Genomic DNA, 11,806 nt, shown 5'->3' with positions numbered 1-11,806 from the left:
GCGGCTGTTACGCCTCGCGGGTACCCCGTGTCCCGTCCGCCGCGGCGGTGCCGCCCCCGCCTCGCGACGCGGTGCGCGCCGCAGCGCCTCAGCCGCGCGCGCTCACACCCGTCAGCGCCGTCACCACCGGCTCCAGCGCCTGGTGTATCTCGTCGCCGATCGACCGGAAGAACGGCAGCGGGGCGCCGTAGGGGTCGTGCACCTCGTCGGCCTCCGCGCTCGGTGCCGCGAGCCAGCCGCGCAGCGCGGCGGCGGCCCTGACCAGGGCGCGGGCGCGTTCGGGCACCCCCTGCTCCAGCGGGGGCAGCGTGGCCGGGTCGATCGCCTTGACCAGGCGGGTGAACTCCTTGAGCGTGAAGGTGCGCAGGCCCGCCGAGTGGCCCATGGAGATGACCTGGGCGCGGTGGTCGCGGGTGGCGGTGAGCACCAGGTCGGCGGTGATCACGTGCTCGTCGAGCAGTTCGCGGCCCACGAAGCCGGAGGCGTCCGCGCCGAAGTCCGCGAGCACGGTCTCGGCGTTGGTCTCCATGGGCGCGCCCTCGTGGCCCCAGGTGCCCGCGCTCTCCACGATCAGCCCGCCGCCGGCCGGGTCGCCGAGCCGGTCCGCGAGGAAGTGCCGGGTCAGCCGCTCGGTGATGGGCGAGCGGCACACGTTGCCGGTGCTGACGTGGAGGATGCGAAAGGTGTCGCGGGGCGTGTCCGCCCGGTCCTGCTCGCCTATGCCACGCCCCGTGTCGGGCGGCGTCAATTGGCCACCTCGAGGTCGGGTACGACCTTGCGCAGCTCCTCGGGCGACAGGGCGCCCTCGCGGAGCAGCACGGGCGTGGGCCGGGTGACGTCCACGATGGAGGAGGGGACGTTGCCCGGGGTGGGGCCGCCGTCGAGGTAGACGGAGACGGAGTCGCCGAGCATGTCCTGGGCGGCGTCGCAGGTCTCGGGCGCCGGGTGCCCGGTGAGGTTGGCGGAGGTGACGGCCATCGGCCCGACCTCGGTGAGCAGTTCGATGGCGACCGGGTGCAGCGGCATGCGCACGGCGACCGTGCCGCGGGTCTCCCCCAGGTCCCACTGCAGCGACGGCTGGTGCCGGGCGACCAGGGTCAGCGCGCCCGGCCAGAAGGCGTCCACCAGCTCCCAGGCCTTCTCGGAGAAGTCGGTGACCAGGCCGTGCAGGGTGTTCGGGGAGCCGATGAGGACCGGGGAGGGCATGCTGCGGCCACGGCCCTTGGCGGCGAGCAGGTCGCCGACGGCCTCGGGGGAGAAGGCGTCCGCACCGACGCCGTAGACGGTGTCGGTCGGCAGCACCACGAGTTCGCCCCGGCGGACGGCGGACGCGGCCTCGCGCAGACCGGTCACACGGTCGGTCGCGTCGTTGGTGTCGTATCGCCGAGCCATGGTCAGCGACCCTCCTCGTTCACGTTGTGCGGGACTGCGGGAAGAACTGCCCGCGCGGTCACGGCAGCGCCTTGCGGGCGGTCGCGAACCGGGGGCGGTTGTTGAGGTCGGGATGGTCGGCCGCGTCCGCCCAGCCCCGCTCCTCGGTGAAGATCCACGGCACCTGGCCGCCCTGGGTGTCGGCGTGCTCGACCACCACCACCCCGCCCGGGCGCAGCAGCCGGTGGGCGGTGCGTTCGATGCCGCGGATCAGGTCCAGGCCGTCCTCCCCCGAGAACAGCGCCATCTCCGGGTCGTAGTCCCGGGCCTCCGGAGCGACGTGCTCCCATTCGGTCAGCGGGATGTACGGCGGGTTGGAGATGACGAGGTCGACCTGGCCGTCGAGGTCCGGGAAGGCGGTCAGGGCGTCGCCCTGGCGCAGGTCCACCCGGGACCCCTCCATGTTCTTGCGGGTCCACACCAGCGCCTCCTCGCTCAGCTCCACGGCGTGCACGCGCGAACGCGGCACCTCCTGGGCCAGGGCGAGGGCGATGGCGCCGGAACCGGTGCACAGGTCGACCACGCACGGCTCGGCCACGTCCATGGCGCGGACGGCGTCTATCGCCCAGCCGACCACCGACTCGGTCTCCGGCCGGGGCACGAACACCCCGGGCCCGACCTGCAGTTCCAGATACCGGAAGTAGGCCCGTCCGGTGATGTGCTGCAGCGGTTCGCGCTGCTCACGGCGGGCGACGACCTCCCAGTAGCGGGCGTCGAAGTCGGCGTCCTTCACGCAGTGCAGCTGGCTGCGCTTGACACCGTGCACGAACGCGGCCAGTTCCTCGGCGTCGGTGCGCGGCGAGGGCACGCCGGCGTCGGCCAGCCGCTGGGTGGCCTGTGCCACCTCCGCGAGCAGCACACTGCGGGGGCCTGGGGGTCGCCCCCCGAATCCTTGCTGCACGCTGGTCCTCCGTGCTCGGTGCTCGTTGGTGCTGTGCCGTCGTGCCGTGCCGCCGGCCGCGGGCCGGGCGCGCTTCTTCACGCCGCGGCGAGCTTGGCGGCCGAGTCCGCGTCCACGCAGGCCTGGATCACCGCGTCCAGGTCGCCGTCGAGGACCTGGTCGAGGTTGTACGCCTTGAAGCCGACGCGGTGGTCGGAGATGCGGTTCTCCGGGAAGTTGTAGGTGCGGATCTTCTCGGAGCGGTCCACGGTGCGCACCTGGCTGCGGCGGGCGTCCGCGGCCTTGCTCTCCGCCTCCTCCTGCGCCATGGCGAGCAGCCTGGAGCGCAGGATCCGCATGGCCTGCTCCTTGTTCTGCAGCTGGCTCTTCTCGTTCTGGCAGGAGGCGACGACGCCGGTGGGCAGGTGCGTGATGCGCACCGCGGAGTCGGTGGTGTTCACGGACTGGCCGCCGGGGCCGGAGGAGCGGTAGACGTCGATGCGCAGATCGCTGGGGTTGATCTCCACGTCGACCTCCTCGGCCTCCGGGGTGACCAGCACACCGGCGGCGGAGGTGTGGATACGGCCCTGGGACTCGGTGGCGGGCACCCGCTGCACGCGGTGCACGCCGCCCTCGTACTTCAGCCGCGCCCACACGCCCTGGCCGGGCTCGACCGGGCCGCGGGACTTCACCGCGACCTGCACGTCCTTGTAGCCGCCCAGCTCGGACTCGGTGGCGTCGATGATCTCGGTCTTCCAGCCGACGCGCTCGGCGTAACGCAGATACATGCGCAGCAGATCGCCGGCGAACAGCGCCGACTCGTCGCCGCCCGCGCCCGCCTTGATCTCCAGGATGACGTCCTTGTCGTCGCTGGGGTCGCGCGGGATCAGCAGCAGGCGCAGGCGCTCGGTCAGCTCCTCGCGCTGCTTCTCCAGCTCCTTGACCTCACCGGCGAAGTCCGGGTCGTCGGCGGCCAGCTCGCGCGCGGCCTCGATGTCGTCCCCGGTCTGCTTCCAGGAGCGGTACGTGGCGACGATCGGCGACAGCTCGGCGTACCGCTTGTTCAGCTTGCGCGCCGTCGCCTGGTCGGCGTGGACCGACGGGTCGGCGAGCTTCTTCTCCAGGTCGGCGTGCTCGGCGACGAGTTCCTCGACGGCCTCGAACATGGTGCGGCTCCTGATACTGCGGAAGAGGGGAAGGCGGACGACCAAAAACGCCGGTCCCGGCGCACCCCGGGTGCGGGGTACGGCCGTGGACCGGCGATCGGCGCTCGCTACTTCTTGGAGCCGGCGGCAGCCTTGCCGAAGCGGGCCTCGAAGCGGGCCACACGGCCACCGGTGTCGAGGATCTTCTGCTTGCCCGTGTAGAACGGGTGGCACTCGGAGCAGACCTCGGCCCGGATGGTGCCGGACTCGATCGTGCTGCGGGTGGTGAAGGACGCGCCGCACGTGCAGCTGACCTGCGTCTCTACGTACGCGGGGTGGATGTCGCGCTTCAAGGTGTCTCCTAGGTTTCGGGAGGGCGCCGGGTCGCCGCCGCGGGATGCGGGTGCGTGAACCGGAGCCGACGTACCAGTCTGCCAGGACTGGCGCCTTCTCCCCAAACCGGGGGTGCCGGGGTTTTGTTCCCCCGGCCCACGGCCGGCCGCGGGGCGGTGCTCACCGCGCCCGGGCGCCGTTCAGCACGCCCTTGGCCTCGCCCGCCGCGGTGCCCTCGGTGGCCGTGCCCGGCACCGGCCGGTCCTCGCGCAGGGCCTGCCACACCTGCCGGGCCTTGGCCTCGTCCACGACGACGCGGTTGGCGTTCCCGGCGGCGTACTGCACCGGCATGGTGATCATGGTGGTGCGGGAGGAGCTGATGCCCTTCAGTCCGCCGGCGAAGGAGATCAGGGAGTCGACCGAGCCGAGGCCGGAGTCGGTGGTGACGGACCGGGTGGCGGTGTCGGCCAGACGGTAGAGCTTGGTGGGGTTGTCGAACACCCCGAGCTGCCCGATCCGGTCGATGAGCGCCCTGAGGAACGCCTGCTGCAGCTGGATGCGGCCCAGGTCGGAGCCGTCGCCGACGCCGTGCCGGGTGCGCACCAGGCCGAGCGCCTGCCGCCCGTCGAGGGTGTGGGTGCCCGCGTCGAGGTCCAGGTGGCTGCCGGGGTCGCGGATGGCCTCGGTGGTGCGGACCCGGACGCCGCCGAGGTCGTCGACGATCCTGCGGAAGCCGCTGAAGTCGACCTCCAGGTAGTGGTCCATGCGGACGCCGGTGAGCGCCTCGACGGTCCTGACGGCGCAGGCGGCGCCGCCGGTGGCGTAGGACTCGTTGAACATCACGTGGCGCGCGGCCGGGTGCACGGTGCCCTTGGCGTCGGTGCACGCGGGCCGGTTCACCAGGGTGTCGCGCGGGATGGAGACGACGGCGGCCTTGCGGTGGCCCTTGTAGAGGTGGACGATCATCGCCGTGTCGGAGCGGGCGCCGCCGCCGCTGGGGCCGCCGCCGAGCTTCCTGTTCTCCCCCGAGCGGGAGTCGGAGCCCAGGAGAAGGATGTTCTGCGAGCCGTTGTCCGTCTTCTCCGGCCGCATCCCGCCGAGCAGCCGGTCGAGGTCGACGGTGGTCAGGTTGCCGTTGAGCTTGGCGTACAGGTAGCCGGCGCCGGTGCCGCCGAGCACCACGATCCCGGCCGCGGTCCAGGCCATCGCCCTCAGCGCCCGGCGGCGCACCGTGCGGTCGGCGCGGCGGCGCCGGGTGCGGCGACGGCGGTCGGGGGAGCCGGTGTCCCGGGGTGTGCCCGGGCCCGGCGTGCTCTCGGGCGGCATGTGCTCCTCGGTCCTCGTGTCCGGTCGGTCACCCCGTGCCTGTGGGAACCGGCCTTGTCACCGCGTACCTCGCCTGCGGCACTCCTACCGTCGGACCGGGGATGTTCCGGGGGCGGTGCGGCCGCGCCCGTGCGGAAACGGCGAAGGGCCGCCCCCCGTGCGGGGACGGCCCTGTCCGGCTGACGTGCGCCTCAGTCGCCGTTGCCCGGCGCCGGGGTCGTCTTCTGGATCTGCATGAGGAACTCGACGTTCGACTTGGTCTGCTTCATCTTGTCGAGCAGCAGCTCGATCGCCTGCTGCTGGTCGAGCGCGTGCAGCACCCGGCGCAGCTTCCAGACGATGGACAGCTCCTCGGCACCGAGAAGGATCTCCTCCTTGCGCGTACCGGACGCGTCGACGTCGACGGCCGGGAAGATGCGCTTGTCGGCGAGCTTCCGGTCGAGCTTGAGCTCCATGTTGCCGGTGCCCTTGAACTCCTCGAAGATCACCTCGTCCATGCGGGACCCGGTGTCCACCAGGGCGGTGGCGAGGATGGTCAGCGAGCCGCCGTCCTCGATGTTGCGGGCCGCACCGAAGAAGCGCTTCGGCGGGTACAGCGCCGTGGAGTCCACACCGCCGGAGAGGATGCGGCCGGAGGCCGGGGCGGCGAGGTTGTAGGCGCGGCCCAGACGCGTGATCGAGTCGAGCAGCACGACCACGTCGTGTCCCAGCTCCACCAGGCGCTTGGCGCGCTCGATGGCCAGCTCGGCGACCGTGGTGTGATCCTCGGCCGGGCGGTCGAAGGTCGAGGAGATGACCTCGCCCTTGACCGACCGCTGCATGTCGGTGACCTCTTCCGGACGCTCGTCGACGAGGACGACCATCAGGTGGCACTCGGGGTTGTTGTGGGTGATCGCGTTGGCGATCGCCTGCATGATCATGGTCTTGCCGGTCTTCGGCGGGGCCACGATCAGACCGCGCTGGCCCTTGCCGATGGGCGAGACCAGGTCGATGATCCGGGTGGTCAGCACGCCCGGGTCGGTCTCCAGGCGGAGGCGGTCCTGCGGGTACAGCGGGGTCAGCTTGTTGAACTCCGGGCGGCCGCGGCCGTGTTCGGGCGCCATGCCGTTGACGGAGTCCAGGCGCACGAGCGCGTTGAACTTCTCGCGGCGCTCGCCTTCCTTCGGCTGGCGGACGGCGCCGGTGACGTGGTCGCCCTTGCGCAGGCCGTTCTTGCGGACCTGGGCGAGGGAGACGTACACGTCGTTCGGGCCAGGCAGGTAGCCGGAGGTGCGGATGAAGGCGTAGTTGTCGAGGATGTCCAGGATGCCGGCGACCGGGATGAGGACGTCGTCCTCGGCGATCTGCGGCTCGGAGACGTCGTCGCGGCCGCGGCGGCCCCTGCGGTCGCGGTAGCGGCCGCGCCGGCCCCGGCGCCCGCCCTCGTACTCGTCGTCGTCCTGCCGGCCACCGCCCTGCTGCTGGTTCTGCTGCTGGCGCTGGCCCTGCTGGTCGTCGCCCTTGCCGCGGCGGTCACGGTTGCGGTCGCGGCGGTCGCGGCGGCGTCCCTCGCCGCCCTCGCCGGCGTCGCCCTTGGCCTCGCTGAGCTGCTGGTTCTGCGGCTGCTGGGCCTGCTGCGGCTGGGCCGGCGTCTCGGCCTTGGGCTCGCTCTTCGCCTCGGCGGCGACGGTCTCGGCGCTGCCGGCGGGGCTGCCCGCCTCCGCGGTGGCGCGGCGCCGGCGGCGCTCGCCCGGGGCGTCCTGGCCGGTGCGCTCGGTCTCCGCATCCGGGCGGGCCCCGTCGCGGGCGGTGCCCGCAGCAGGCTGACCAGGGATCTCGATCTGCTGCTGGGACACGGCCTTGTCGGCTGCGGGAGCCTCGGCCGCCTTCTTCGCGGCGGCGTCGCCCGTGCGGGCGCGGGAGGTGGCGCGACGCTTCGGCTTGGTCTCGGCGGCGGCCGCGTCGGCCTTCGCCGGGGCGGCGCCCCCTGCTGCCTGTGCCTCCTTGATGACCTCGATCAGCTGGCTCTTGCGCATGCGCGCCGTACCCCTGATGCCGAGGCCGGATGCGACCTGCTGCAGTTCGGCCAGCACCATGCCCTCGAGGCCGGTGCCACGGCGCCGCCGGGAGCCGGCACCGGTGGCAGGCGCGGAGGCGTCCGTGGCGGGCGCGGCAGCGGTCTCCTCGACACGTGCGCCCATCAGATCGGTGGTGTCGCTCACGAAGGGTCCTTCCCTGGAGCGGACGTCGGCCTGTCTGGCTCGGCGACCGGTTGTGCTGTCCGGCATCGGTCCTTGCTGTGTGGACCGTGCCGGGGCGGTGGTCCGCCAAAGCGGCGGAAGAAATATCTGGTGATGGCGCTTCCTGGAGGCGTGGCACCCGGTGACACGCGTGGTCGCACCGATTCCGGAACTCCCCCTATGGGGGTAACCCCACCTGTGGAGCGCTCAGCGTCCGCGTACGACGTACTGCCCGGATACGGCGTAGAGAACACGGAGTGTCTTGGGGAGCTCCCGGAAGAATGTCGGTCCCGGACGGGGACACGAAGCACCTCGCCATGATGAGGTCGGGTGCAGACTTGAGGTTAACACTACCGGACCCAACAAACATTCCCCCTCTCCATCATCGGGCCATCGCGTGTCAGCCCGCCAGCGGGAGCACGCTGGCGCCCTGGGCGTCCAGGCTGAGCCGGTTCGCGGCCCAGTCGCTGCCGGCCAGCTGTTCCACCTTGTCGGCGGTGTCCGCGTCGGCCAGGGCCATCACCGTGGGGCCGGCGCCGGAGATGACCGCAGGGATGCCGTCCGCGCGCAGCCGCTCCACCAGCGCGGCGCTCTCCGGCATGGCCGGGGCGCGATACTCCTGGTGGAGGCGGTCCTCGGTGGCGGGCAGCAGCAGGTCGGGACGGCGGGTGAGGGCCTCGACGAGCAGGGCGGCCCGGCCCGCGTTGACGGCCGCGTCGACGTGCGGCACCGTGCGCGGCAGCAGTCCGCGCGCCGTCTCGGTCAGTACCGGTTTCCCGGGGACGAAAACCACCGGAACGATGGAATCGCAGGGCTCCATCCTGATGGCGCGGGCGACGCCGGCGTCCATCCAGGACAGCGTGAAGCCACCGAGCAGGCAGGCGGCCACGTTGTCGGGGTGGCCTTCGATCTCGGTGGCGAGTTCGAGCATCGCGGTGTCGTCGAGCCGCGATTCGCCGCCTATGGTCACGGCACGGGCGGCGACGAGGCCGGCGCAGATGGCGGCGGAGGAGGAGCCGAGGCCGCGGCCGTGGGGGATGCGGTTGGCGCAGACGATCTCCAGTCCGCGCGGCTGCCCGCCCAGGGCGTCGAAGGCGGTGCGCAGGGACCGGACGAGCAGGTGGCTCTCGTCCCGCGGCAGGGTCCGGCTGCCCTCGCCCGCGATGTCGATGTGCAGCCCTGAGTCGGCCACCCGGACGACGACGTCGTCGTAGAGCCCCAGCGCGAGACCGAGGGCGTCGAAGCCCGGGCCGAGGTTGGCGCTGGTGGCGGGGACGCGCACCCGGACGGCGGCGGCGCGGAACGCGGGACCGGCCATCGCTCGTTGACTCTCCTTGAGCTGCGTGACGGTCGAGTGCCGTGCGAGCTGGTCGCGGCGGCCGTTCGACCGGTGTTCGACTGACGTTCGACAGGACGTGACCACCCTCGGGCCGCGGACGCGGGAACGACGCGGCGCCGCACGCTATGCGAATGCATATGCGCCGTATGGGTTCGATACAGCCTATCGAAGGAAGGTTCTGCGGCGACATAGGGCGCACAGGAGGCGCACGATGCGTGTCGTAAGCCCCTTGTGCCCCCGTCGTGAGCATCCCCCGCGGATGTTGTTCTTGAACATCGCGATGATGCACGGGCTGCGGCACGGCGACGCACCCCTCGGAACGGCGACGCGACGGGCCCTCCGGGTGCGCTCGCGCGAGGACGACCGCGAACCGGGGCGCGGGGGCGCGGGCGGGCGCGAGCGTGCCTCAGGGGCACGGCGGCCGGGTGCGGGCGCCGCCGCGGCTTTCGCGATGCGCACCACGCGACGTCGGGTCCCGCGATGCACACCCCGCGACGTGGCGAACGCCGGCACCGGGGCGCTCGGGCGACCGGACCGTACGGCCGGCGGCACCGGCCCGGACCACGGGCACGGTCCCGGCCGGCCACCGCCCGGGGTGCGCCCCGGGCGGTGGCGACGCACCCCGGGCCGGGCGGCGCGCGCCGTGCGCTCTCAGTCCAGCAGGCCCAGCCGTTCGGCGGCCGCGTCCGCGTCGACCGGGACGGTGACCGGCTGTGGAGCACCCGCCACGGCCCACTCGGGGTCCTTGAGCCCGTTGCCGGTGACGGTGCACACGATCCGCTGCCCGCGGTCCACCGCGCCCTGCTCGGCGGCCTTCAGCAGACCGGCCACGGACGCCGCGGACGCCGGCTCGACGAACACGCCCTCCTGGGACGCCAGCAGCCGGTAGGCGCGCAGGATGTCACGGTCCGTCACCTCGTCGATCATGCCGCCGGACTCGTCCCGCGCGGCCAGCGCGTACGTCCACGAGGCGGGGTTGCCGATGCGGATCGCGGTGGCGATGGTCGAGGGGTCCTTGACGACCTCGCCGCGCACGATCGGCGCGGCGCCGGAGGCCTGGAAGCCCCACATGCGCGGGGTGCGGGAGGCGACGCCGTCGGCGGCGTACTCCGTGTAGCCCTTCCAGTAGGCCGTGATGTTGCCCGCGTTGCCGACCGGCAGCACATGGATGTCCGGGGCGTCGCCCAGCATGTCCACGATCTCGAACGAGGCCGTCTTCTGGCCCTCGATGCGCACCGGATTGACCGAATTGACCAGCGCCACCGGGTAGTTGTCGCTGAGGGCGCGGGCGAGGGTGAGGCAGTCGTCGAAGTTGCCGTCGACCTGCAGGATCCGGGCGCCGTGGACGAGCGCCTGGCCCATCTTGCCGAGCGCGATCTTGCCCTGCGGCACCAGCACCGCGCAGACCATCCCGGCCCGCACCGCGTAGGCGGCCGCGGAGGCGGAGGTGTTGCCGGTGGAGGCGCAGATGACGGCCCTGGCGCCCTCCTCCTTCGCCTTGGAGATGGCCATGGTCATGCCGCGGTCCTTGAAGGACCCGGTGGGGTTGGCACCCTCGACCTTGAGGTGGACCTCGCAGCCGGTGCGCTCGGAGAGCACCTGCGCGGGCACGAGCGGCGTGCCGCCCTCGCGGAGCGTCACGACGGGCGTGCTGCCGGACACCGGCAACCGGTCCCGGTACTCCTCGATGATTCCGCGCCACTGGTGGGTCATTGCTGGTTACTCTCCTTCAACCCGCATGATGCTGGCGACACCGCGGACGGTGTCGAGCTTGCGCAGCGCCTCCACGGTGCCGCCGAGGGCCGCGTCGGTGGCCCGGTGGGTGACGACGACGAGCGAGGCCTCTCCCTCGTTCCCGGCTTCGCCGGAGCGGGAGGAGCTCTGGTCCTTGCCCTGCTGGCGGACGGTGTCGATGGACACGCCGTGCTCGGCGAACACCGTGGCCACCTGGGCGAGTACACCCGGTTTGTCCGCCACGTCCAGGCTGATGTGGTAGCGCGTGACGACGTCGCCCATCGGCGAGACGGGCAGCGCCGCGTACGCCGACTCGCCGGGCCCGGTGGCGCCGTTGAGCCGGTTGCGGCAGACGGCGACGAGGTCGCCGAGGACGGCGGAGGCGGTGGGCGAGCCGCCCGCGCCGGGGCCGTAGAACATCAGCCGGCCCGCGGCCTCCGACTCCACGAAGACGGCGTTGTACGCGCCGCGCACGGAGGCCAGCGGATGACTGAGCGGGATCATGGCGGGGTGCACGCGCGCGGTGACGGAGGCGCCGTCGGCGGCCCGTTCGCAGATCGCGAGCAGTTTGATGGTGCAGCCCATCTGTTTGGCCGAGGCGAAGTCGGAGGCGGTGACCTCGGTCATGCCCTCGCGGTGGACGTCGTCCAGCCGGACCCGGGTGTGGAAGGCGATCCCGGCGAGGATGGCGGCCTTGGCGGCGGCGTCGAAGCCCTCCACGTCGGCGGTCGGGTCGGCCTCGGCGTACCCGAGGGCGGTGGCCTCGTCGAGCGCCTCCTGGTAGCCGGCGCCCGTGGAGTCCATCTTGTCCAGGATGAAGTTGGTGGTCCCGTTGACGATGCCGAGCACCCGGTTGACCTTGTCTCCGGCCAGGGACTCGCGCAGCGGCCGGATCAGCGGGATCGCGCCGCCGACGGCGGCCTCGTAGTACAGGTCCCGGCCGCTGCGCTCCGCCGCGGCGTGCAGGGCGGCGCCGTCCTGGGCGAGGAGGGCCTTGTTGGCGGAGACCACGGAGGCACCGTGCTCGAAGGCGGTGGTGATCAGGGTGCGGGCGGGCTCGATCCCCCCGATCACCTCGACCACCACGTCGATGTCGCCGCGTTTGACCAGCGCGGTGGCGTCGGTGGTGATGAGCGCCGGGTCGATGCCCTCGCGCACCTTGTCGGGCCGCCGCACGGCGACCCCCGCCAGCTCCACGGGGGCGCCGATCCGCGCCGCGAGGTCGTCGGCGTGCGTCGTCATGATGCGCGCCACCTCTGAGCCGACAACCCCACAGCCCAGCAGCGCCACCTTCAGCGGACGCGTACGCATCATCCGACCTCGTCTCCTCATACCGTCAGCGGTTGCACCAGTCTCACGCACCGGACCGGACTTTCCCCCGTTCGTCCGGATTGTGAGA

10 protein-coding genes are annotated in these 11,806 nt (G+C 72.5%); all 10 read right to left on the bottom strand.

What is annotated here, in order from left to right; translation table 11 throughout:
- Nucleotides 1-88 precede the first annotated feature (88 nt).
- Nucleotides 89-748, bottom strand: a complete 660-nt coding sequence (locus IE286_RS06440) for an arsenate reductase/protein-tyrosine-phosphatase family protein (protein WP_189795630.1) — start codon at nt 746-748, stop codon at nt 89-91.
- The gene (locus IE286_RS06435) at nt 745-1,392 is read right to left on the bottom strand and encodes an L-threonylcarbamoyladenylate synthase (protein ID WP_189795629.1); all 648 of its coding nucleotides are present in this window, start codon (nt 1,390-1,392) and stop codon (nt 745-747) included. The genes IE286_RS06440 and IE286_RS06435 overlap by 4 nt, the downstream gene beginning before the upstream one ends.
- A gap of 58 nt (nt 1,393-1,450) precedes the next feature.
- The gene (gene prmC / locus IE286_RS06430) at nt 1,451-2,290 is read right to left on the bottom strand and encodes a peptide chain release factor N(5)-glutamine methyltransferase (protein WP_125497043.1); all 840 of its coding nucleotides are present in this window, start codon (nt 2,288-2,290) and stop codon (nt 1,451-1,453) included.
- Nucleotides 2,291-2,409: 119 nt separating this feature from the next.
- The gene (gene prfA, locus IE286_RS06425; protein ID WP_189795628.1) at nt 2,410-3,477 is read right to left on the bottom strand and encodes a peptide chain release factor 1; all 1,068 of its coding nucleotides are present in this window, start codon (nt 3,475-3,477) and stop codon (nt 2,410-2,412) included.
- A gap of 107 nt (nt 3,478-3,584) precedes the next feature.
- Nucleotides 3,585-3,809: a 50S ribosomal protein L31 gene (gene rpmE / locus IE286_RS06420; RefSeq protein WP_014675000.1), complete on the bottom strand. Its 225-nt coding sequence runs from the start codon at nt 3,807-3,809 to the stop codon at nt 3,585-3,587.
- A 160-nt stretch (nt 3,810-3,969) separates the two neighbouring features.
- The gene (locus IE286_RS06415; protein ID WP_189795627.1) at nt 3,970-5,115 is read right to left on the bottom strand and encodes an LCP family protein; all 1,146 of its coding nucleotides are present in this window, start codon (nt 5,113-5,115) and stop codon (nt 3,970-3,972) included.
- Nucleotides 5,116-5,306: 191 nt separating this feature from the next.
- Nucleotides 5,307-7,316 carry a transcription termination factor Rho gene (gene rho / locus IE286_RS06410; protein WP_189795626.1) on the bottom strand — a complete coding sequence of 670 codons (2,010 nt, stop codon included), beginning with the start codon at nt 7,314-7,316 and terminating at the stop codon, nt 5,307-5,309.
- Between the two features lie 418 nt (nt 7,317-7,734).
- Entirely contained in the window at nt 7,735-8,652 is a 918-nt protein-coding gene (gene thrB, locus IE286_RS06405) for a homoserine kinase (protein ID WP_189795625.1), read from the bottom strand.
- A gap of 672 nt (nt 8,653-9,324) precedes the next feature.
- Nucleotides 9,325-10,386, bottom strand: a complete 1,062-nt coding sequence (gene thrC / locus IE286_RS06400) for a threonine synthase (protein ID WP_189795624.1) — start codon at nt 10,384-10,386, stop codon at nt 9,325-9,327.
- 6 nt (nt 10,387-10,392) lie between these two features.
- Nucleotides 10,393-11,721 (bottom strand): homoserine dehydrogenase, encoded by a 1,329-nt coding sequence (locus IE286_RS06395; RefSeq protein ID WP_189795623.1) that lies wholly within the window; start codon nt 11,719-11,721, stop codon nt 10,393-10,395.
- Between the last annotated feature and the right edge of the window lie 85 nt (nt 11,722-11,806).

Source organism: Streptomyces thermodiastaticus (assembly GCF_014656135.1).
Taxonomy (GTDB): Bacteria; Actinomycetota; Actinomycetes; order Streptomycetales; family Streptomycetaceae; genus Streptomyces; species Streptomyces thermodiastaticus.
This window is presented reverse-complemented; position numbering and strand designations above follow the sequence as displayed.